The 23,567-nt window shown below is 61.1% G+C and carries 16 protein-coding genes; 3 read left to right on the top strand and 13 right to left on the bottom strand.

The features are described from left to right. Positions 1-59: 59 nt before the first annotated feature. Positions 60-1,532 carry an aldehyde dehydrogenase family protein gene (locus ACIPLA_RS00930; protein WP_401170650.1) on the bottom strand — a complete coding sequence of 491 codons (1,473 nt, stop codon included), beginning with the start codon at positions 1,530-1,532 and terminating at the stop codon, positions 60-62. A 240-nt stretch (positions 1,533-1,772) separates the two neighbouring features. Here ACIPLA_RS00930 and ACIPLA_RS00925 point away from each other — a divergent pair, with 240 nt between their 5' ends. Beyond that, a complete protein-coding gene (locus ACIPLA_RS00925) occupies positions 1,773-2,630 on the top strand; it encodes a GNAT family N-acetyltransferase (protein ID WP_401170648.1) in 858 nt (285 codons plus the stop codon). A gap of 69 nt (positions 2,631-2,699) precedes the next feature. Continuing rightward, on the top strand, positions 2,700-3,413 hold the full coding sequence (locus tag ACIPLA_RS00920; protein WP_401170645.1) for a cupin domain-containing protein: 714 nt from the start codon (positions 2,700-2,702) through the stop codon (positions 3,411-3,413). Between the two features lie 211 nt (positions 3,414-3,624). Here the strand turns inward: ACIPLA_RS00920 and ACIPLA_RS00915 are convergent, their stop codons facing one another. From ACIPLA_RS00915 to gabT, 6 genes are all read right to left on the bottom strand, one after another. Continuing rightward, positions 3,625-4,968, bottom strand: coding sequence for an OprD family porin (locus ACIPLA_RS00915; protein WP_192344689.1), 1,344 nt, complete (start codon positions 4,966-4,968; stop codon positions 3,625-3,627). Positions 4,969-5,045: 77 nt separating this feature from the next. Beyond that, entirely contained in the window at positions 5,046-6,251 is a 1,206-nt protein-coding gene (locus tag ACIPLA_RS00910) for a DUF1624 domain-containing protein (protein WP_063343677.1), read from the bottom strand. Positions 6,252-6,290: 39 nt separating this feature from the next. Continuing rightward, positions 6,291-7,064 carry a DUF4198 domain-containing protein gene (locus ACIPLA_RS00905; protein WP_401170641.1) on the bottom strand — a complete coding sequence of 258 codons (774 nt, stop codon included), beginning with the start codon at positions 7,062-7,064 and terminating at the stop codon, positions 6,291-6,293. Between the two features lie 417 nt (positions 7,065-7,481). Then, a complete protein-coding gene (locus tag ACIPLA_RS00900; protein ID WP_008055821.1) occupies positions 7,482-7,970 on the bottom strand; it encodes an Lrp/AsnC family transcriptional regulator in 489 nt (162 codons plus the stop codon). Positions 7,971-8,015: 45 nt separating this feature from the next. After that, positions 8,016-8,672 (bottom strand): 2-haloalkanoic acid dehalogenase, encoded by a 657-nt coding sequence (locus ACIPLA_RS00895; RefSeq protein ID WP_218394925.1) that lies wholly within the window; start codon positions 8,670-8,672, stop codon positions 8,016-8,018. A gap of 95 nt (positions 8,673-8,767) precedes the next feature. Next, positions 8,768-10,057, bottom strand: coding sequence for a 4-aminobutyrate--2-oxoglutarate transaminase (gabT, locus tag ACIPLA_RS00890; RefSeq protein ID WP_401170637.1), 1,290 nt, complete (start codon positions 10,055-10,057; stop codon positions 8,768-8,770). 272 nt (positions 10,058-10,329) lie between these two features. Here gabT and ACIPLA_RS00885 point away from each other — a divergent pair, with 272 nt between their 5' ends. Further along, positions 10,330-11,256: a 2-hydroxyacid dehydrogenase gene (locus tag ACIPLA_RS00885; protein WP_401170635.1), complete on the top strand. Its 927-nt coding sequence runs from the start codon at positions 10,330-10,332 to the stop codon at positions 11,254-11,256. 232 nt (positions 11,257-11,488) lie between these two features. On the opposite strand, the gene ACIPLA_RS00880 is transcribed toward ACIPLA_RS00885, so the two are convergent. From ACIPLA_RS00880 to ACIPLA_RS00855, 6 genes are all read right to left on the bottom strand, one after another. Further along, a complete protein-coding gene (locus tag ACIPLA_RS00880; RefSeq protein WP_218395166.1) occupies positions 11,489-11,863 on the bottom strand; it encodes a hypothetical protein in 375 nt (124 codons plus the stop codon). Positions 11,864-12,148: 285 nt separating this feature from the next. Continuing rightward, positions 12,149-14,002: a polyurethanase gene (locus ACIPLA_RS00875; RefSeq protein WP_401170632.1), complete on the bottom strand. Its 1,854-nt coding sequence runs from the start codon at positions 14,000-14,002 to the stop codon at positions 12,149-12,151. Positions 14,003-14,099: 97 nt separating this feature from the next. Further along, on the bottom strand, positions 14,100-15,812 hold the full coding sequence (locus ACIPLA_RS00870; RefSeq protein WP_401170629.1) for a polyurethanase: 1,713 nt from the start codon (positions 15,810-15,812) through the stop codon (positions 14,100-14,102). Between the two features lie 23 nt (positions 15,813-15,835). Next, complete coding sequence (locus ACIPLA_RS00865) at positions 15,836-18,883, bottom strand: autotransporter domain-containing protein (protein ID WP_401170627.1); 3,048 nt, start codon at positions 18,881-18,883, stop codon at positions 15,836-15,838. Between the two features lie 182 nt (positions 18,884-19,065). After that, a complete protein-coding gene (locus ACIPLA_RS00860; RefSeq protein ID WP_401170982.1) occupies positions 19,066-22,023 on the bottom strand; it encodes an autotransporter domain-containing protein in 2,958 nt (985 codons plus the stop codon). Between the two features lie 177 nt (positions 22,024-22,200). Then, positions 22,201-23,565, bottom strand: a complete 1,365-nt coding sequence (locus ACIPLA_RS00855; RefSeq protein ID WP_401170624.1) for a TolC family outer membrane protein — start codon at positions 23,563-23,565, stop codon at positions 22,201-22,203. Positions 23,566-23,567: the final 2 nt, after the last annotated feature.

Genomic DNA, 23,567 nt, shown 5'->3' with positions numbered 1-23,567 from the left:
TGTCACCTGACCCACCGCTTTCGCGAGCAAGCCCGCTCCCACAGGGATTGCGTATCGCCCTACTGCACGATATCGATCAGCACACTCTTGAAACGCAAATTCGCTTCGAACGCTTCGCGCCCAAGATCCTTGCCGATGCCGGAGCGTTTGTAGCCGCCGGTTGGCAGGATGTAGTCGTTGCTGCGCCCGTAACGATTGACCCACACCGTGCCCGCTTCCAGACGCCGGACCAGCCGCAACGCACGATTGATGTCAGCGGTGTGCACCCCCGCCGCCAGGCCGTAGGTGGCGTGTGCGGCCAGGCTCAATGCCTGCTCTTCATCATCGAACGCCTGCACCGTCAGCACCGGGCCGAAGATCTCTTCGCAAACCGCCGGGTTCTGGTTGTCCAGACCCGCCAGCAAGGTCGGCTGGTAATAAGCCCCACCCAGCCCTTCGAACAACCCGCCGCCGGTCAACACCTCGGCCCCGGCCTGACGCGAACGCTGGACGATGCCGTCAATACGGCTGGCCTGCAACCGGGAAATGATCGGCGACAGCGTGCTCTCGGAAGACCAGGTCGGCCCCGGGCGCAGCTCTTCGAAATACGTCTGCAAGTGCGCAATGAACGGTTCCATGATCGAACGTTCAATCAACAACCGCGAACCGGATACGCACACTTGCCCGGCGTTGCCGGTAATGGCCAGCGCCACGGTGCGCGCGGTTTTCGCGATGTCCGGCACGTCGGCGAACACCAGTTGCGGGCTCTTGCCGCCCAGCTCCAGCGTCACCGGTTTCGGCCCCACCAGCGCACAGGTGGACATGATGCTCGACCCGGTCGCCGTGGAGCCGGTAAAGGTCACCTTGCCCACCCGCGGATGACGGCACAAAGCGTCGCCGGTGATGCGGCCATCGCCCTGCACCACGTTGAAAATCCCCGCAGGAATGCCCGCCTGCACCGCCAGCTCGGCAAAACGCAGGCTGGAGAACGGCGTCAGCTCCGACGGCTTGAGCACCACGGCATTGCCTGCGGCCAGCGCCGGGGCGACTTTCCAGGAAGCCATACTCAACGGGAAATTCCACGGCGCGATGGCGGCAATCACGCCGTATGGTTCGGCGATCTGCATGCCCAGCCGATCAGTCTGGGTGGCCGCGACATGGCCGCCGTGTTTGTCCGCCAGTTCGGCAAAAAAACGAATGCCTTCCGCCACATAAGGAATATCCCAGGCGATCACATCTTTATGCGGACGAGTCGAACCCACCGCTTCCAACGGCGCCAGGACGGCGGCATCGGCTTCGATCAGATCGGCCCAACGGCGCATGACTCGCGCCCGTTCCCGGGGTGGACGGCTGGCCCAGTCGCTGCGATTAAACGCCTGCCAGGCATCATTGACCGCCTCATCTACCAGGTCGGCATCGGCGATCGGCAACTGGGCATAGGCCTGGCCGTCCGAAGGCCGGACCACTTTCAGTCCCGGTCGGGCATCGCGGTATTGACCGGCAATAAAGTGAGCGCTGCGCACAGCGATAAGGCGAGGATCGAAGCTATCCATGGAGCACTCCAAAAAGGGACGGCGAGTCGTGAACTCAGGCCTCCATCGTAGAAAAAAAGCCCAAGCATTTGCTGCCGACCTTATGGGGCAATTAAGTAGTAAGTGTGGTCTGTACGCCTTCGACGTGAGGAATCTGCCGAATCTATCCGGCCCCCTTGCCAGGCCTTCACGCAGATGGGATACAGGCACCCTAGCGCCGGAAAACCGGTTGATCGCGCACACTGAAAACGGAGACTCGCCATGTCCGCCTCGCACCCTTCCACTTATGTCTATCGGCCGATGACTGCCGCCGATCTGCCCTCGGCCCACGCCTTGTCCGTGCAGTTGAAGTGGCCCCATCGCCTGGAAGACTGGGCGATGTTGCAGCGGGTCAGCGAAGGCTTCGTGGTGCTCGATGGCGAGCGATTGATCGGCAGCGCGTTCGCCTGTCCGCAAGGCAAATACGCGACCATCGGCCTGGTGATCGTCAGTGATGACTATCAGGGCAAGGGCATCGGTCGCCGGTTGATGGAGCTTGCGCTTGAGGCTTGCCAGTCATGCACGCCGATGCTCAATGCCACCCTCGCCGGCGCACCGCTTTACGCCAGTCAGGGTTTTGTCGAATTCGGCCGGGTTCAGCAGCATCAAGGCCAGGCGCAAGCACCCGCGCTTGAAGCGCTGGCGGACGGTGAAGAATGTCGCCCGCTGCGCGCGGCTGATCAGGTTCGTCAACTGGAACTGGCCAACGCTGGCAGTGGGCTCGACCGCCAAGCGGTGCTTACGGATCTGTTTGATGTGGTCGAGCATTCGGTGGGCATCGAACGCAACGGTCAGTTGCGAGCCTTCGCCCTGTTGCGCCCCTTCGGCCGCGGTCGTTGTATCGGTCCGGTCATCGCCGAAACCCCCGAGCAGGCCAAACGCATGATCGCCGTGTTGTTGGCTGAGGTGCCGGACGCCTTCGTACGGATCGACATTCCAGCGGACAGTGGCTTGGGCGAATGGCTGGAGCTGGCCGGCCTCAAACAGGTCGACACCGTGGCACAAATGGCACTCGGTACACCGCCGCCAGCGGTCAGCGGCGTTCGCCAATTTGCCCTCGTCACCCAAGCCATTGGTTGACTCCGGCGCGCGATGAAACAAGCGCCATCCAACACCTTCTCCCCCCCATTTGCAGGGAGCGTCACCCGCATGTCTCAACCTACCGTTCTGCTGTTGGCTCGCGCCGACGGCAGCCGTATTTCTACGCCTTTCAAAACAGCACCCTTGAGCTCCATCGATCCGTTCATGGACGGTCGCCAGGTCGCCTACACCGGGCCCGACGGCGTATCGGCGGGCATTGTTCACACCAGCAAAACCCTCGATATCGATGACTTTCCGCACACCGAAGTGATCGTGGTCCACGCCGGGCATGTCGCGCTGCAATCCGCGGAGCAGATGCTGGAACTGGGGATCGGTGCCAGCGCCGTGATCGGTCGCGGTACGGCGCTCAAGCTTCAGGCACAACCCGATACCTGCTGGGCCTTCTGCGCCGTCACCAGCCCCACCGCCAAACCGACGCCGGGGCTGACCGCACTCGACCCATTGGCAATGCTGTCCCCTTCGGCAGCCCCGGAACCGCAAATACTGATCGGTCCTACGCCGCAGTGCCGCTCCCGCAATGCCTTCGAAGACGACGCCACTGATCTGCGCGTCGGTGTCTGGGATTCGACGCCGTACACTCGCCATGGCCGAGCGCACAAACTCAACGAGCTGATGCACCTGCTCGAAGGCAGCGTGACCTTGCAGGCGCCGGATGGAACCCGCGTAACCGTCAACCCCGGCGATACCGTGTTCGTACCGCAAGGCGCGCCATGCGCCTGGAGCAGTGCGCGGTACGTGCGCAAGGTTTATGCCGTCAAATAGCGCTCACTAGTAGCTCTCGTAGGTGCAGAACCTGTGGGAGCGGGCTTGCTCGCGAAGGCGGACTTACATTCAACACGGATACTGAATGTTATGGCCTCTTCGCGAGCAAGCCCGCTCCCACATTGGATCTGTGGCGTTCGCAAAAAAACGGGCTCACAGCAAATCCTTTGTGGGAGGCTCAGGAGCTCGGCAGCGGCTACAAGGCTGTGCCTCAGAACTTCCCACCCAGCGGATATTCAATCGCCAGACGAATCTGATCGGCATCCAGCTCGGCCTGCGCCGAATTCCCCCGATGGACCGCATGCCGCAGGGTAAACCCAAGGTTTTTCGCCGGTCCCGACTGCACCACGTACTTGGCTTGCAGATCTCGTTCCCAATGTTTGCCGCCCTGCCCGTAACCCAGCCATTTGTAACCACCGCTCGGGTCCATATGACTGCCATCGATGCCGCTGCCGCGCACATACAGTGCGCCAAAGGTCAGGCCGGGAACGCCGTAGCCGGCCATATTCAGATCGTAGCGGGCCTGCCAGGACGCTTCCTCGGGTGCGTTGAAGTCGGACAGCGCCACCGCGTTGCTCAGGTAGATCGCGCCACGGGTCACGTAGTCGTAGGGCGTGTCGCCATCGACCTTTTGGTAACCCAGGCCGAAGCTGTGGGAGCCGACCTTGTAGGTGGAAAGAAAACTCCAGGTGGTGTTGTCGATACGGCCGGACAAGGCTTTGCCGGTGTCTTGGGTTCGATACAGATTGAGGTCGAAGATCAGGTCCTGGCCGGCGGCCAACGGTTGCGTGTACACCGCGCCCAGATAGTGCTGACGCCATGTCTCGTCGTACTCCGCACTGAACAGGCTGGCATTGAGCCCTTTGATCGAGGTGTTACGCACGCCGATCAAATCGAAGCTGTTGCCCTGTTTGCCGTTGGAGTAATTGACCACGAAGCCCTGGTCATGGCTGGTGGCATTACGGTCGGTGCTCTCATTGAAGTGCCCGCCATACAACGTTGTGCCGGGCAGTTCGCGGCTGGTCAGCAGCCAACCGGTGGCGGTCTCGGGCAACAAGCGACTGTCTGATGAACCGAACACCGGGGTTTTCACTCGCTGCTCGCCGTAGCGTAATTCGGTGGAGGAAAAACGCAGCTTGGCCACCGCGCCGCCTCGGCTGAACTCGTCTTTGGGGTGACCTTCGTTGTCGACGCCCAGCAGTCGGGCCTTGCCGGCGCGCCCGCCTCCGCTGTCCAGTTGCCAGCCGGAATACAGGTGCGCGTCCAACCCAAAGCCTACGGTGCCGGTGGTGAAACCCGAGGCCACATCGGCCATCAGACCATAAGCCCATTCCTCCGCCAGATCACTGCGCTGGGCCCTGGGTTTATAGGCATTGCGCGCGCCATTGCTGAGCGAGCCGTGTTCATAATCGCGACGGTCATAGACGCTGCGATTGAGCAGGTTCCATTGGCCGTCCTCTAAAAAACCTTTGGCATTGTCTTGTTCCGAGGCCTGAGCGAGCAGGCTTTGCCCTCCCAAGGCCAAAAGCAGGGCGTGCGTGGTCAATGTCTTCACAGTTTGACTCCTGGAAAATCAGTCGTACGTAGCAGGTAGGCAAGGTGTCCCGCCGAATGGGGGACACCGAAGGGCAATCAGAGGTATTTGAGAATCGCGATGTCGCGACGGCGCTGTTTGAGGTTGGCGAACCAACGCGTCGGGAAGAACAGCAACACCCCGAGGATCACGCTCCACAGCCAGACCATGGGCAGGTCATCGAAGCCGTAATAGGTGCCCTGATTGGCGCCCCAGATGGCGACGGCTACCAGGTACATGGCCTTGAGTACGTACAGGTGCAGCAAATAGAAGAACATCGGCGCACCGCCGTAGATCGCCAGGGTCGCGGTGGACCAGCGATCCTGGGCCTTCTCGAACAACGCCAGAAGGATCAGCCCGAGGCCGAGGGTCGGCATCAGGAACATCAGCGACGGCGGGTACTTCTTCGCGCTCATGAAGCTCATGAACGTGCGCAGGGAGTCACCGGTCTGCACCCAAGGCTTCTCGCCGTAGACGTTCAGGTAACGAATGAACACGAACGCCACCAGCAGGCCGACACCGACTTTCAGCAACCGGGAAATCCGCTCGGCCGGTTCCATGTCCTTGCCGAACCACGGCCCGATGGCCCAGCCCAGCAGAATCACCCCGATCCACGGCAACACCGGATACGTGGTGCGAGCCCGGGTGAATTCGGTGATGTCGATGAACACCCGCTGATGCAGGATCGACCACGGCACGAAGAACGGCGACTCCGGCCCCACGGTCACGCCATCGAGCAGGTTGTGCCCGGCGACAATCGCCACCCCGAGCACGATCAGCCAACCGCGTTTGAAGTGCAGCAACCCGGCGAGCACGATCATGCAGATGCCGATGCACCAGATCACTTGCAGCCACAACGTTTTGGGCGGGAACTCGGCGTTCCAGGCAAAGCAGACGAATGTGAGCTCCAGGAACACCAGGAACAACCCGCGCTTGAGCAGGAACACTGACGTCTCGCTGGCCGTGTGTTTCTGGCTGTAGAGCCAGGCCGACAAGCCGGTGAGGAAAATGAACACCGGGGCGCAGATCTCGCTGAGCATGCGGGTGAAATACAAGTCCGGCGTGACACTCAGCGCATCAATCGGATCGGTGACCTGGCGGTGCAGCAGAAAGGTTTCCCGCACGTGGTCGATGAGCATCAAAAGCATGACGAAGCCGCGCAAGGCATCGATGGCCAGCATCCGGGTATTGGTTTTTGCAGCGCTGGTAGCAAGCGCAGGGGAAACACTTCCCGCCTGCCCTGCCACACCTGTAGATAGGGTCATATCAGTCACTCATGTCGTGGTCAGTGGACTACCGCTGGCTCAGCCCTGTTTCTTCAGCCTGGCAACTTCCGATGCCGGCAGCTGCGACGGCGTCCGCGGCAAGGGTACCTGACCTTCCTTTTGATAGAACGACAGCGTCGAACTGAAGCTCTTCACATCAAAGGGTTCGGCCTGGCCCTGGGCATTGATGCGCTCGCCGGCGGTGTGGTCCTTGTATTCGACGGCCACCACATAGGTGCCCTGCCAAGGCAGCTCGAAACTGACCTTGCCGGTCGCATCGGTGCGTCGGGTAAACACTTCGCCAGAACCGGTTTCCAGCACCACGTCCTGATCAGCCAAGGGCTTGTGCGCATAGAACACCTGGAACTGCGCCTTGCCCGCATCGGCGACACCGGTAGGCACGATATCCAGCGTCAGTTCCGGTGTGCGGGCACGCAAGTCACCGACCCAACGGGTGGCGGGCGTCCAGTAAGCCTTTTGGGTTTTATCGCCTTCATGAAGGTCGAAGATCGGGTAATGCGCGTCCTCGGCCAGCAGCGAGTCATCCGCTTTGGTTTGATGCGCCACGGCAAACGCCTGGCGCTGTAAGGTCAGGTTCAACGGCTGAGACTTGTTGCTGATCGACCAGCCCTTGAGTTGCCGGAACCGGTCCATCCCGCCCGGTGTGACTTCCAGCATGTTCTTGTCATATTCCCCGTAGTACAACGCCAGGGGTTGCCCCGGTGGCTGCTCGTACCAGATTTGATGCGCCTCGCTGCTGCTTGCCAGCAGGAAGACGCCGTAACCCAACAGTGCTTTTTTTGCGTGGCTCATTCGCATTTTTTGCGCTCCGATTGGTGTTGTTCAACGGATCGTTGCAGCCCTGCAACGATCGGCCCCTCTCTCTGAACGCATTACAACGCAGGCTATTTTGCGCTTCGTCCCGAATTCATTGCTCATTACGCAAATGAAGACTGTTTTTGCCGCGTAAACAGCTGTTTATGCGGCCTGCGCCAGTGTGAAGCGTGCAGAGAGGTTCTGCGGCCCCCATGTCCAGTCGAGGTGCATTCCCAAAAACTTCATCGACAGACACGAAAAACCTGTGGGAGCGGGCTTGCTCGCGAAGAGGGAGTGTCAGTCGACATGAATGTTGCCTGACACACCGCCTTCGCGAGCAAGCCCGCTCCCACATGGGGGACGGCAGGCTGCCGGGGCATGGAATGGACGATGGATGTGTTCGCGGAGGGAGTTTCAGTGACGCAGTAATTTGCGCAGCGGCACGCCGTCCTTGAGCACGGGTGATTTGATGACGATGTAGCTGAAGTACTTGGAGATGCCGATGTTCTTGTCCAGCAGGCTTTCGATCACTTCCTGATAATGCTGGATGCTGCGGGTCATGAAACGCACCAGGTAATCGTAGCCGCCACTGATCAGGTGACATTCGAGCACTTCATCGACCAGACGGATATTGGATTCGAACTTGGCGAAGTCTTCGCGCTTGTGGTCGCTCAAGGTGATTTCGGTGAATACCGTGACCGAGTCGGTGATCTTGGCCAGGTTCAGATGGGCCTTGTAGCTGGAAATGTACCCGGCCGACTCAAGCCGTTTGACCCGTTGCAGGCAGGGGCTGGCCGACAGGCCCACGGCATCGGCCAGGCTGACGTTGGTCATGCGCCCATCCTTTTGCAGCTCAACCAAGATGCTGATGTCGATCCGGTCCAGTTTTACTAAACCTTCCATTGCGTACCTCTTGACTGCCGTTTGTAAGACAATCTTCTAGCAAAATCAGCGCCGTAAAGACAGCTGATGCTGAGCCACCAGATCCGCCATGCTGTTGATGCAGTAATCCGCCGCGCACGGCGTCGGGTGTTTGCCCCGGCCGCGACAGATCAGACAGACAGCGCCCGCGCCCTTCTGCCGGGCGGAAGGCCGGGTCACCTGAAGGATGGTTTTGGCATCAAGCTCATTGGCCGCCAGCCAGTCGCGATCCTGCAAGGGATCACTGGCCAGTGAAATGAAATCGTCGGGCATGATTCCCAGACGCTCGCACAGCAGGCCCCGATCCTCGGCATCACGATCGCCATGCACCAACAGGCGATAGAACTTGCGCAGGTACAGCATGGCGCCGGGCGCGTCTTCGAACAACGACCAACCCGCCACCGAGCGGGCAAAGCTCATGCCCTCCTCCCAACTGGCTTTCAGCCCCCAGCGCTCGGCCAACTGACGGTGGGCGAAACACAGCAAGCCGCTGAACCCCAGCTCGCCGAAGCGCGGGTACAGCGCATGCACCACCTCGCTGAATTCGGCCAGTATCTGTGCCTTGTCCGGGTGGCCGCCACGGCTGTCGAGCAGCGGCTGCAACGCCGTCCAGACCCCGGAATCGCGATCCACCAGGACCTCATCGCAATCGATCAACAACGCTCGATAATCAGTCAGCCCCATGGTGTGTAAAGCCTCCGATGATGCATTCCATCAATCCATGCTCCATAAATGCTCACGGGCGATGCCATGTGGCACCGCCCGGAGCAGGCGTGAGCTCAGTTCAAGACTCGTGCCAGCGCCGCGTCGAGAATCTGCAGCGCTTCGTCGACCTGCGCTTCGGTGGTCACCAGCGGCGCGAGGAAGCGCAGCACGTTGCGGTACACGCCGCACTTGATCACCAGCAAGCCACCGGCTCGGGCTTCGTCGATCAGCCGTTGGTTCAGGTCGGCATCCGGGGTGTGCGCATCATCTTTGATCAGCTCGATCGCCAGCATGAAGCCGCTACCGCGCACGTCGCCGATACGCGGGTAACGAGCCTGCAAGCTCAACAAGCCCTGACGCAGACGTTCGCCCAAAGCATCACCACGGGCCAGCAACTGCTCTTGCTCATAAGCCTCGATCACCGCCAGCGCCGCCGCGCATGACAGCGCGTTACCGCCGTAAGTGCCACCGAGGCCGCCGGGTAACGGCGCGTCCATGATCTCGGCTTTGCCGACCACACCGGACAGCGGCAAACCACCGGCCAGGCTTTTGGCGACAGTGACCAGGTCCGGCTGAATGCCGGCGTGCTGAAAGCCGAACCATTTACCGGTGCGACCGAAACCGGTCTGGATTTCATCAAGGATCAGCACAATGCCGTGCTTTTCAGTCAAGGCACGCAGGGCCTGGAGAAATTCCGTCGGTGCCGAGAGAAAACCGCCATCGCCCTGCACCGGCTCGATGATGATCGCCGCGACCCGCTCGGGCGCCACTTGGGTGGCCAACAATTCGTCCAGCGCCTTGAGCGCCATGTCGCCGGTCACGCCGCGATAGGCATTCGGATACGGAGTGTGGAAGACCTCCGGCGCGAACGGCCCGAAGTTCTGCTTATAGGGCTGGCTCATGCCGGTCAGCGTGGTGCCGAGCAAGGTCCGGCCGTGGAACCCGCCGCGAAAGGCGATCACCGCCGAGCGGTTGGTGTGGGCGCGGGCGATCTTCACCGCGTTTTCCACGGCTTCGGCGCCGGAGGTGAAGAACGCCGCTTTATAGGATTCCTGACCGCCGATCATTTCGCACAGGCGCTGAGCCAGGTCGAGATAAGGCTTGTAGGCCACCACCTGGAAACAGGCGTGGGAGACTTTTTGCAGCTGCGCCTGCACCGCCGCGACCACCTTCGGGTGATTGTGGCCGATGTTCAGCACACCGATACCGCCGACAAAGTCCAGGTAGCGCTTGCCGTCCACGTCCCACAATTCTGAACCTTGGGCCCGATCGATCACCAACGGGTGCGCGGTAACCAGGCCACGTGGCACGAATTGATCGCGCTGACGGAGCAAATGAGGGGTTTCGTCGACTTTGCTGTTCATGGCATTTCCCATCGTGAGTCCGGCAACCGGGAAGTGGTTGCGATGGTGTTCAGGTTAAGGCTTGCGCGAAACGAACTACGCCGAACTTGCCCCCTGAGAAATTCGGATCGACTGTTTTCACCCCGCCAAACGGCAGATTCCTTCAACCCGCCGAATCTGCCGGTGGATGGCCGATAGAACCTCACACAACGCGTTAACCCCGGTGCTTTCGACAGATCCTGCGCTGGCGTTGCGCGATGATGGGCAGCACCTTCACCTTTCAGGAAATGCCCATGGCCCTGCTGTATAAAGCTGACCCTGTGCGCGGCGAACAGTGGAAAGCGCTGTTCGCCGAACACGCCCCGGATATCGAATGGCGCGCGTGGCCGGACATCGGCGACCCGAAGGACATTCAGTACCTGGCCGCGTGGCAGGCACCCGAAGATCTCGAGGTTGTGCTGCCCAATCTGCAAGTGCTGTTTGCCTTGTCCGCTGGCGTCGATCAACTCGACCTCAATCGCCTGCCAGCGACCTTGCCGGTGGTGCGCCTGCTGGACCCCGGCATCACCCGTGGCATGTGCGAATACGCCAGTTTTGCCGTGCTCAGCCTGCACCGGGACATGTTGCGCTATCGCCAGCAACAAATGGCCCGCTGCTGGCAAGCGCACTTGCTGCAACCGGCCGCCAGGCGTCGGGTCGGGGTGATGGGGCTCGGCGCTCAGGCGCAGCAGATTCTGACAACCTTGCAGCCGCTGGGCTTTGCCTTGTCAGGCTGGGCGCGCAGTGCCCATCACATTCAGGGGGTCGATTGCTATGCCGGCAACCAACAGCTGCCAGCGTTCCTCAGCCAATGCGACATTCTCTTGTGTGTATTGCCGCTGACCGAACAGACCCTGGGCATTCTTGATCGCAGGCTGTTTGAGCAACTGCCCCGAGGCGCGGCGCTGATCAACATGGGCCGTGGCGGGCATTTGGTGGAAGGCGATCTGCTTGAGGCATTGGACAGCGGGCATTTGAGCGGCGCGGTCCTTGATGTGCTGCAGCAGGAACCGGCACCGGTGGATCATCCATTCTGGCACCACCCACAGATTCTGCTGACACCGCACATCGCGGCGATGACCCAGCCAGAAAGTGCCTTTGGTGTGTTGCTGGAGAATATTCGTCGACATCAACGGGGTGAGCCGATGCTCGGTGAGATCGATCGTGCGCAGGGTTATTGATCGCCTAATGCCGGTTAGTTAAGCCACGACGCACTCTTTGTAGCAGCTGTCGAGCCTGCGAGGCTGCGTTCGGCTGCGCAGCAGTCGTCAAGCCGGATTTACGACTGCTGCGCAGCCGAACGCAGCCTCGCAAGCTCGACAGCTGCTACAGCCGAACGCAGCCTTCGGCAGCTGCTACAGATCGCATTACGGCTTAACTAACCGGCATTATGCTCAGGGTCACCCGTTATGCTCAGTGAGTTCCCAGAATATTGTTATCGCAGGAAAAGGACTGCCCTCCTTTCAGCATCAGTCGTTCCTGCATCCTCTGGCAACGCTCCCGTTCCTGCTGCATCGAACGATCAATACTGATATTGCCGGTTTTCTCCGGTTGCTTACCGTCGCCCAGGCGCACTGTCACCCAGGGCTGTTCCGGCTGGATTTGAAAGCGAGTTTTTTCTTCGATGGGTTTGGCAGGTTTGGCGGTTTCGATCGCGGCCGGTTTTGGCAGTTGATCGGAGGTGACCCCGTAACGGGTCAGAATCGAGCTCTGAGGCAGTTCTGCGGCAGCGGTTGCCGATAACAAGGCCAGCGCCAGACCGAAGGTGTACCTCTTGCTGTTACTCACGTTGCAAAATCTCCTGTACTCAATGGCGGCATGCAGCACCGGCGTCATAGGGATAACGCGTGGATGGGCTGATGGTTTAGTGCCAGTTCCTGTTGGTGCAGGTATTGGAGTCCGGGAATGAACGGTGAGTCACGTAGGCAGGCAGGTTTACCGCGTTATCGTTCTTCGCGAGCAAGCCCGCTCCCACATTAGATCTTCAGTGAACACCCAATATGGGTACGCCTGCGATCAAAATGTGGGAGCGGGCTTGCTCGCGAAGAGGCCCTTACTGGCGCCGCATCACCCTCAGGCGATCACAATCGCGCTACCGGCCAAACTGTCCAGCCCGACACCGACCAGGGTCACCGAATCACTGCCAAACGTCAGCAACGTATCCTGCCCCACCGCCGTGGCATGGGCCCGGTAGTCATCGTTCGGCGCAACGCCCTGAATGCCGAGGAACACCAGTTTGTCGTTGGCTTGATAACCCACCACCCGATCCTGGCCAAACGCGCCGCTGAACAGGAACGTATCGACCCCGCCGCCCGACTCCATCAGGTCATTACCCGCCCCGCCGACAAACACGTCATTGCCGGTGCTGCCGAGCAAATGGTCGTTGCCATCGAAGCCAAACATCCAGTCGCCGGTTGCGTGCGCATTGAGGGTGTCGGCGCCGGTCGTGCCCTTCACGCTTGAGGCGTACTGGGTCAGGTTGCTGCCGGTCACAAGGCCATTGCCGGTGACGCTGTGGGTCACGTCATCCTTGAACACCCCCCAGAGAAAACCCGGTTCCTTGGTGACGATGCTGCCGATGTCGCGAGTGATGCTGATGCCGCCATTGGCGTCGCGCACGTACAGGTTACCGGCACCGTCATTGGCAAAGACGAAGTTCTTCACCGACTGCTGCAGGTCCAGCACGTTGCTGCCCTTGCCGCCCAACAGGATGTTGTAGCCGCCGCCATCGCGGAAGGTGTCGTTGCCGTCGCGGCCTTCCAGGTAGTCGTTGCCCTTGCCGCCCTGGATCAGGTCATTGCCATCGCTGCCGATGATGAAGGTGCTGCCTTTGTGGGTTTCGGCGTTGCGGTTCAAGTCCTGGACCCAGGTGTTGCTGCGCGCCGGGTCCGAGAGGTTGGCGACGATGATGGTCGAGTCTTTGCTGGTCAGGTCGTAGAACTGCGACTCCAGCACCCGGGTCATGCCGTCGCCGTAACCGGTGGGCAAATGCGAGATCCAGGTAGGAATGTTGAGGATGGAATACGGCAGCACGTTCCACGCCGTCGAGGCGTAGTGGTCGTTGAAGCTGACGATGTTATCGGTCGTCGAATCCTTGGCGGCATCGTGCACGCCTACCGAGGCCAGGTTGAACGACGAGCCATCGAGGGCGCGGAACACCGGGTCGTTTTCATAACCGATGTTCAGCACTTTGTCGCTGCTGCTTTGGGTCGGTGAGGCGTAGGCGATGTAGTTGGAATCCTGGTAAAAACCGGACCACTTATCGCCGCTCAAGTCCGCCAGGCTATTGACCGCCAACCCGCCGAGGCTGTGGCCGCTGACCAGCACGTCCTTGCCCGACAGCCCATTGGCCTGGGCAAACGCTGCAACGTCACCGAGCAGATTGCCGAAGGCTTCGCCTACGTAGTTTTTCGCATAATCCTTAGGCCCCAACGCCGCCATCAGATCGTTGATCACGTCGCCGATGGAGTCGCCGATCTGGATTTCCCGCGGGCCACTGGTGCCGCGAAAAGCGATGCCGATTTCGGTGAGATGACCCTGGGCGTCGTACTTGCCGAGGATCTCCACTTGGGCGCTGGTGTAACCGTCTTTCTCGCCGAAGAAGGTTCCGCGAGCGTCGGTCTTGCCGTCATAGCCCAATTGCGCGGCGGTGATCGGCGTCCAGCCGGCTTTTTGCACGGCTTCGAGAGCAGCCTTTTCCGAATCGGGGTTCCAGGGAATGCCGGGAATGACGCCCTGGGAATCGGTGCCGCCAATCAGCGCGGTCACCAGGGTTGCCGGCAAGCCCAGGCCGAAGCCGTTTTGCTGGTAACCGGTGGCGAAACCGTTGTCGAGGTTGTGATAGGAATACAGCGTGATCGCCATGGCGTCGCTGAACAACGCCTTGGAGTCTGCTGTGCCGAAGTTTTTGTAGTCATACACACCCATTGGTATTGCCTCTCTCTTTGTTGGAATTGTCAGAGATAGCTCACAACCAGGACGCCTCACTGACGAGGCGCCCCGGAGCATTTAGTGCATGCAGCCTTTACGCGAAGGTAATTCCCGAAGCCGAGAGATTATCCAGACCCACGCCCACCAGCGTTACGGCGTAATCGCCAATCTTGAGCACAGTGTCGTTGCCGGCCTGGGTCGCGTGCTGGGCGTAGTCATAACCCTGCCCCGCGCCCTGGACGCCCATGAACACCAGTTTGTCGCTGCCCTGGTAGCCATTGATCGCGTCGAAGCCGAAGGCGCCGCTGAACAGGAAGGTGTTGTTGCCGCCCCCCGAGGCCTGCATCACGTCATTGCCCGCGCCACCGACGAAGGTCACGTGGCTCTTGTCGCTGCGCAGCAGGTCGTTACCAGCGTTGCCGAACAGCCAATCGCCATCCAGCGTCGCCGACAGCGTGTTGCCATTCCCATCCCCATAGCCATCGCCGTTGAGCGAGTGGTTGTAGTGGGTCAGTTCACTGCCATTGAGCAAGCCATTGGCGGTGACGTTGTAGGTCACCTCCTTGCTGCCCCACCACGAACCCGACTCCTTGCTCACCAGCGCGCCAATATCGCGGGTCAGGCTGATGCCGCCGTAGGCGTCGCGCACGTACAGCGTGCCGTCGCCATCGTTGGCAAAGCTGAAGTTCTGCAACGGCTTCTGCAGCTCGAAGGTGTTGCTGCCCTTGCCGCCCAGCAGCAGGTTGTAGCCACCGTCATCGCGGAACCGGTCGTTACCGTCTCGGCCTTCTATGAAGTCATTGCCCGCGCCGCCCTTGAGCCAGTCATTACTGTCGGTGCCGATGATGAAGGTGCTGCCGGTGTGCGGCTCGCCGCTACGGCCCAGGTCCTCGACCCAGATGCTGCCTCGGGACGATTCCGACAGGTTCGACACGATCAGCGTCGAGTCCTTGTCGGTGAGGTCGTAGAAGCGCGAGTCGATCACCCGGTTCAAGCCATCGGCATAGCCCAACGAACCGTGGGCCGACCAGTTCAACGGATTGAGGATGCTGAACGGCACCAGGTTCTGCGCGGTGGAGGCGTATTGGTCATTGAAATTGACGATGTTGTTGGTCGCCGACTCCTGATGACCGTCGTGCTTGCCCAGCGAACCACTGCTAAACGTGGTGCCGTCGAGCACTCGAAACACCGGGTCATTCTCATAGCCGATGTTCAGCACGTTATTGCCGGTGGCGCTTTGGGTCGGCGAGGCGAAGGCGATGTAGTTGGCGTCCTTGAAAAAACCGCCCCAGTTATTGCCGCTCAACTCCGCGAGGCTGTTGACCCCCAACCCACCGAGGCTATGCCCGCTGACCAAGACATCCTTGGCACTCAGGCCATGGGCGATGGCAAACGCGGCGACGTCCTTGAGCAAAGTGTCGAAGGCGTTTTTCGCGTAGTTCGTCGCGTAATCCACCGGACCGACCGCGGCCAGCAGGTTGTTTTTCATGTCGCCGAAGGTGTCGCTGTACCCCAGGCCACCGGTGCCACGGAAGGCGATACCGATGCCGATCAGCTTGCCTGCCCCGTCGTATTTACCGAGCACTTCGGCTTCGGCGCTGGTGAAGCCGTCCTTCTCGCCATAGAAAGTGCCTTGCGCCCCGACGTTACCCTGATAGCCCAACGCTGTGGCGCCAATCGGCGCCCAAGCGGTCGCCGGCAGTGGCTGGCCGGTTGGCGTGTAGGCGTAGAGCGTCAGCGCGATCGCGTCGGAGTACAGCGCTTTGCCGGCCTCACTGCCGGCATTTTTATAATCAAACAGTCCCATGTGCTTGCTTCCTTTGCGTCAAATCAGAACTGCCAGTCCAGGGTCAGGCCCACGCCGTGGTCTTTTTCCCGGGAGCCGAGCAGCCCGTTGTAATCCAGGCTCAAACGGGTATCGCTGCCCAGCGCCAATCCGGCACGGGCACCAACCACCGCGGCATCGCGGTCCATGGACACGCTTTGCACGCTGAACGCGGTGTTGCCATTGACGAAGGCCAAGTGGTCTTCGGAACGGGTGTTGCTCAGGTTGTGCTGCCAGCCGAGCGTGCCGGACAGTTCCAGCTGTTGCTGGTCGGACAGCGCAATGGCTTTGCTCGCCCGCAAGCCAAGGGTCGAAAGCACCACGTCGCGGTTGTTTTCACCCCCCTTGAGTGCGGCGGCGTCACCTTTTTCGCTGAAGCTTTCAGTGTTCAAGTGCACGTAGGCCAGATTGACGAACGGCTCCAGAGCGACCGGTTGCAGGTCCAGGCGATACGCCGCTTCGGTGAACAGTTGCGCGGAGGTCGCATCGCGTTTGGATTTCTGCTTGCCGCTGACACCGTTAAATTGCAGATCACGTTTGACGTCGATGCGATGCCAGCTGTAAGCGCCACCGACGCTCAGGCGCAACGCGTCGATTTCATGGCCCAGGTACGCACCCAAGTGGTAGCTGTCGACCGAGGCCGACGAATGTGTGCCATCGCCCATGCTCAATGAACTGTCGCTATAACCGGTGACGAAACCCAGTCGCGTATCTTCAGTGATCAAGCCATCGACACCGGCCAGCAACCCGCCAATGGAGCTGTTGGAACTGGCGTTGTCATGCCCGCCATCGCTCTTGCCCCAGGCGCCGAGCACTTTGAGCCAGGCGTTGCTGCGGTCATCGGTGGGTGCCCCGGCGTCGAACAAATCATGCTCACGCAGACGCTCGCCGACCGCATCGCGCAGGTAGCGGCTGTCGTTGATCAGCAGAGTGCCGATTGCCGGATGAATTTCCCCGGAGAGTTGCTGGAACGCTTGTTGCGCGACAGCGGCGGTCGGCGACAGCAGCAGGGTTTCGTAGAGCGGATTGCCTGCGCCCAACTGCTCGGCGGCAGCGGCCACGGCGCGTTGGTTCGGAGTTTGGCCCACGCTGGTGAAGGAGGTCGCGTTGCGCACCACCGCCAATTGAATGCCGCCAGCCGAGTAATCGAGGGTGCCGCCGAGGAACAGGTAATCCGGCACCACCGCACCGAAGCGCCCTTCGATCCCGCCGGCCGCTTGCAGGATATTGTACTGATTGCCGAGCAGGGATTTCGCTTCGCTGGTGGTCAGCAATGTCGGGCTGTTTTCCAGAGACAGGCTGACCGTTGCGCCCTCAATGATCGCCTTGCCGCCGGCAATGATCTGGTCGCTGCTGGTGGGCGACAGCTCTACGGCGTAGGTCGAGCCAGGCTCGAAAGTCACGTCGCCCGCCACCTGCAAGGTGCCGATGGAGTTGCCAGGCGCCACGGTACCGCCGCTTTTCGCGGTCAGCGCCGCGATGCTGCCGTTACCGCCGAGGATCCCGCTGTCATTGACGGTGACGGCCGACAGCAGCGAACCGTTGATGGCCAATCGGCCCTGATTGACCAGGGTCGGGCCGGCGTAGGTATTGGCGCCGGTCAGCACCAGTGTGCCGATGCCCTGCTTGGTCAGGCCGCCATGGCCGGAAATGTCGTTGCGCCACACATCGAGCCCGCAATGCACGTCATTGCACACACGCTCGGTGGGTTTGCCGGCGTCGATGATCGCGCCGATGCCCGGCAAGTCCGCGACAAACTGGCTGGAGCCGTAGGCGCCGTCGATGCGGAATTCCTCGGGAATGTCCTGCTCGGTGACGAACATCGCCGGGCCATCGATGCCTTTGCGCAGGTTGATCATGCCCCAGCCGTACAGCGAGTCGACACCGGGTGCGCCGAGGTCGGTGGCAGTGGTGCGCAGCACGCTGGCGACTTGCGCGCCGGTCATGTACGGGAAGCGTTCCATCAACACCGCCACTGAGCCTGCAACGTGCGGCGCCGCCATGGAGGTGCCGTTGTAATTGGCGTAGCCGGTGGTCAGGTCATCGGCATTGGTGCCGCTGATAATCGAGCTGTAGATGCGGCTGCCCGGTGCCGACACGCAGAAACTCGCGGTGTAGCCGCAGCGTGACGAAAACGTACTGATGTTGTAAGGGTCGGGACTGCTGGTGTCCGGATTTCTCTGCAACGCGGCGACGGTCATCCAGTTCGGCGCGATCTCCGGGACGAAGTAGCCGAGGCCGGCGATGGCGTCCGGGTTGTTGAGGTTGTAGTCGTTGCCGGCGGCGAAGATCGTCACGATGCCACTGCGGGCCGCCGCGATGGCGCCGTCGTAGGCACCGCCGGGTTTGGTCCCGAGCAAGGTCTGGATCTCGTTGAACTGCAGTTGCGCGTCTTGCACGGTGAAGTGCGGATACGCCGGGTCCCGACCGCCGAGGTCGAAACGATCCGTGATACCGATGCCCCAGCTGTTGTTGATGATCCGCGCGCCGCTGGCGATCAGGGCATCCCAACCGGCCTTGTACACCGCGCCGTCGTTGCCGCGAATGATCCCGTCTTCCGGGCCCGGGTCGCCGTTGTCGGCGCTGATGATCTGCGCACCAAAGGCGACGCCGTGCATCGGCCCTCCATCGCGACTGCCCGCGGCAATCCCGCCAACGTGGGTGCCATGGGCACCGAGTTTGCCGTTGGAGCCCACCGAGGGCGAACCGTCATAGAGAAAGGCATCCCCGGCTTTGACCGGAATATACGGGTCGGTGTATTCGCGGATGCCGCTGGTGACCAGCGTGATCACTTTATTGGCCCCGGAAAACTCCGGGTGCAAGGCGTAAACCGGTTGATCGAAAATCCCCAGCTTCACGCCTTTACCGGTGTAACCGGCGGCGTAGGCCTCCTGAGCATTGATCGCCCCCAGCCCCCAATCGGCGTTGAACTCTGTGCTGCGCCAGCTATCGGGATCGCCTGTCCTGCCGTTTTCCACGTAGGGCGCCGCGTGTGCGGTACCCAGGGTGGCCAATGCGCAGAGCAAGGCAAGGTTGTTGTACTTGTTATTCATCGAACTACCGTCCTTAGTTGTTTTGCCAAAATCCTTGTGGCCAGGGGCCTGCGTGCAACTTGTAGGAGCGAGGCTTGCCCGCGAAGGCGGTGTGTCAGTCAACGTCAATGCTGAATGTCACGGCCCTTTCGCGGGCAAGCCTCGCTCCTACAGGGGTTGCGGTGTTACAGCCCCTTACCACGTTAAAACTGCCAATTGAGACTCAGCCCGACGCCGTGGCTCTTCTCGCGGCTGGCCAGTTGGCCGGTGTAATCGAGGTTCAACCGAACATCCCGGCTCAAGGCCAGGCTGGCATGGGCGCCCACCAGCGCCGCATCGCGAACCAGCGGCGAGCTTTCCACCACGAACGGAGTGCCACCGCTGGCAAACGCCAGGTGCTCTTCGGAATCGGTGTGGCTCAGGTTGTGCTGCCAACCGAGGCTGCCGCTCAGGTCCAGTTGTTGCTGGCCGGACAGCGTTACTGTTTTCAGTGCGCGTACGCCCAGGGTGCTGAGTACCGCGTCACGCCGGTCGCCACTGCTTTTGAGCGCGGCGGCGTCACCTTTCTCGGTGAAGCCCTCGGTGTCGAGGTGCACGTAAGCCAGATTGGCGAATGGCTCCAAGGCCAGTGCTTGCAGGTTCAAGCGATAGGCCGCTTCGCCGAACACCTGGGTGGTCCCGGCATCGACCTTGGTTTTCTGTTTGGCACTGACGTCGCCGTATTGCAGGTCACGTTTGACGTCGGCTCGATGCCAGCTGTAGGCGCCGCCGGCACTCAGACGCCAGGCGCCCAGTTCGTGGCCGGCATAGGCGCCCAGGTGATAGCTATCGACTTGTGCTGATGAATGAGTTCCGGAGCCCATGCTGACCGAACTGTCGCTATAACCGGCGACCAGGCCGACACGGGTTTCGTCGTCCACTGCGCCATCGACACCCGCCAGCAAACCGCCAATCGAGGTGGTGTAGTCGGCGGTATCGTGACTGTCATCGGTCTTGCCCCAGGCGCCCAATGCCTTGATCCAGCCGTTGTTTCGGGAACTGTTGGCGTTGTTGAGACGCTCACCCACTGCGTCGCGCAGATAACGGCTGTCATTGATCAACACCGAGCCCAGCGCCGGGTAGATTTCCCCCGACAACTGCTGGAAAGCCTGTTGCGCGGAACTGGCGGTCGGCGACAGCAGCAGGCTTTCGTAGACTGCGTTACCCGCGCCAAGCCCTTCCACTGCGGCGGCGACAGAACGCTGATTCGGCGTTTGCCCGACGCTGGCGAAGGTCGTGGCGTTACGTTCAACGCTCAGCTGAATGCCAGTCGCGGCGTAATCGAGGCTGCCGCCGATGAACAGGTAGTTGGGCAACACCGCACCGAACTGGCCTTGAATGCCGCCCGCCGCTTGCAGGATGTTGTACTGACGGCCCAGCAGGCTTTGCACTTGTTGGGTGCTGAGCAAGGTCGGGCTGTTTTCCAGGGACAGGCTCACGGTGGCGCCGCTGATCGTGGCCGTACCGCCGGCAATAATCTGGTCGCTGCGGGTGGGTGACAGTTCGACGGCATAAGTCGAACCCGGCGCAAATGTCACATCGCCGCTGACGTGCAACGTACCGATGGAATTACCGGGCGCCACGGTGCCCCCGGCATTGGCGGTCAAGGCTGCGATTCGTCCGTTACCGCCGAGGGTGCCGCTGTCATTGACGGTCACCGCCGACGTCAGCGAGCCGTTCACCGCCAGCAACCCGCCATTGACCGTGGTCGGGCCGCGATAAGTGTTGTCGCCAGTGAGCATCAACCGCCCGGCACCGGACTTGATCAGGCGGCCTTCGTAGACTCGGTTGGCGGCGGCGGAATCGCGAGTTGTGCCCACTGCGTAATCGGTCTGATCCTGCTGACTGGCGCCAACCGGAACGCCGCTCTCCCAGCCCTTGTCCTTCAACGTCTGTTGCCAGGCGCTGCGTTCGGCGGTGTCTTCGGCCTGACGCTGAATCAGCGCCTTGTCCGAGATGTCATTGCTCCAGACATCGCTTTGCCCTGCCCCCAGATTGGCGTCGAACGACCCGAGCAATTGCCCCGGCCCGCGCATCGCCCGTTCGAGGTTAGCCACACCCCAACCGATGCGCGTACTCGGTGCCTCGGTGATCGAGCCGTCGAGCTGGGTCGCGGTGGTCAGCAATACTTCCAGCGCCTGCTGATTGTTCATGTACGGATAGCGTTCCATCACCAGCGCCAGCGCCCCGGTGGCATGCGGCGCGGCCATGGAAGTACCGGACTTGATCGCGTAACCGCCGCCGGGAATGGTGCTGTCGATCTTCGCGCCCGGGGTGGTGATGCACCAATACTTGGCGATCCCGCACTGGTTGTATTTCTGCTGGTTGCTTTGATCCAGTCCCGACACTGCCAACCAGTGGCCTTCCAGGTCCGGCTGAAAATACGGCAAGGCTGAACGCACGCTGGCATTCGGGTAGCCGCTGTTGCCGGCGCTGAACACGTTGATCACGCCGCGCCGCGAAACGTCGGCGGCGGCGTCGAGCCAGGTGCCTTTGTTCCAGTGCTGGGCGTAGGCAGCGTGCAGATCGTCGAGGGTTCGGTAGCTGACATCCCGCGGTTGGCTGCCCCAGCTGTTGTTGATCGCGCGTACACCGGCATCTGCCAGGGCGTTATAGACCGCTTTGAAGTAGCGCGGGTCGGGGCTGGGGCCGAACAGGAAACTGTCGTTCTTGTTGGTGTTGCCGACGTAGATTTGCGCGTTGTACGCCACGCCGTGCATGCCGGTGCCATCCCGGGAAGCGCCCATGGTGCCGGTGACGTGGGTGCCGTGGGAGTCGTTGTTGGTGTTGAGCGAGCCGTCGACGTTGAACGCTGAGCCGTCAACATAGCTGCCGCTGGCCGTCACCGCGTGATAACGGTCTGCGGCAAATTCGGGATGGCTGGAATCGAAACCGGAATCCAGTGCGCCGATCTTCACGCCCTTGCCAGTGATGCCGGCGGCATAGGCTTGATCGGCCTGCATGCGCGCCAGGCCCCAATCGCGCTGGAACTCTGCCGAGCGCCAACTGGCGGGGTCGCCGAGGGTGCCGGTTTCCAGGGAAAGCGCCTGGGCTGGGCCTGATACTGATGAAATCAGGAGCAATAGCGTGCCGACCGACATCGGCTTGATCTGTACGTCCATGTGCATGACATCTCGCTTTCTTGGCGTTTTTAGAGTTGTAGTCCCCAGTCCAGGGGCGGCGTTGCTCTGTTTCTGTGGCGAGGGAGCTTGCTCCCGTTCGGTTGCGCAGCAACCGCCATTGGGCCTGCTTCGCAGTCCAGCGGGAGCAAGCTCCCTCGCCACAATGTTTTCTATGCGCTACTGAGCTTTCGGGCCCTGGCCAAAGGCCTCATCCACCTTGGCCAGGTCCTGGTCGCTCAAGGTTCCGGCGTAGTAGTGCAACTTGGTCCAGGCCATCAAATAGTCGTAGCGCGCCTGGGCCAGATCCCGGCGGGTGGTAAACAGTTGTTGTTCGGCGTTCAGCGCATCGAGGTTGACCCGTTCGCCGCCCAAAATGCTTTGTTTGGTCGAGATCACCAGCGCTTCCGCCGACGTCAACGCCTTCTGATAAGCCCGCAATTTATTGACCCCCGACAGGCAGGCGCTGAACTGGCGGCGCAACTGGATCAAGGTTTCCCGGGTCTTGCCGTCCAGGTCGTACTCGGCCTGTTCCATGGTGCGGCTGGCCTGCCGGGTCGAGGCCGAGACCCCACCACCGGCATACAGCGGCACATTGACTTCAATGCCGATGGTGTTGGTGTCGTAGCGCTGGTTGTAGGTGTTGCCGCTTTCCGATTCGTTCTGGCGCACCGAGGCGTAGGCGCTGACTTTTGGCAGGTGGCCGGCGCGGTTGCGTTCCACTTCGTAGCGCGCCACTTCCACCGCCTGACGCTGGGAGGCCAGGTTCGGGTTATTGGCCACCGCCATCTCGTGCCAGGTGTCGTAATTGGCCGGTTGCAGGGTGAAGGTCTGGAAGTTCTGATCCAGTGGCGTCAGGTCGGCAATGTCGATGGCCGGCACGCCAATCAGTGCGCCCAGCTCACGCAAGGATGCATCCTGTTCATCCCGCGCCTCGATTTCCTCGGCGGTCGCCAGTTCATAACGCGACTCGGCTTCGAGGATATCGGTGCGCGTGCCCTCCCCTTGGCGGAACATCTGTTCGTTCTGCTGAAACTGCTGTTCGAAGGCTTTTTTCTTCGCTCGTGCAATGTCGATCTGATCCTGAGCGAACAGCGCCTTGGTGTAATTCTCGAGCACGCGAACCAGCAGTTCCTGGCTCTTGCCGCGAAAGTTTTCGTCAGCGAACAGCGATTGCGCCACGCCTTTGCGGTACGCCGCATAAGCCTCGTAATCGAGCAGCGGCTGTTGCAGGGTCAAGGTCGAGCCGTAACTGCTGTAGTTGCGGTCCTCGGTGAAGTCTGGTCTCCCCTCATTAATTTGAGTGACCTTGGAGGTGTTACGCCCCTTGTTGTAGTTGTAACCGATCCTGGGTAGCAGCCCGGCGCGGCCGATGGCGCGGTTTTCAAGGCCCGCGTCACGCTCCTTGATGGCGCCGAGAAACACCGGATCATTGCGTAACGCTTGCTCATAAATGTCGAACGGCCCCATGGCCATCGCGCTGTTGCACGTCAGCAACGCCAGGGTCGCTGCGAGCAGGGAAAGCTTATTCATACAGCCGAACATCC

The organism is Pseudomonas sp. NPDC086112, from assembly GCF_044746425.1.
Lineage (GTDB): Bacteria > Pseudomonadota > Gammaproteobacteria > Pseudomonadales > Pseudomonadaceae > Aquipseudomonas.
The sequence above is the reverse complement of the archived record's forward strand: the minus strand, read 5'-3'. Positions and strand labels throughout refer to the sequence as shown.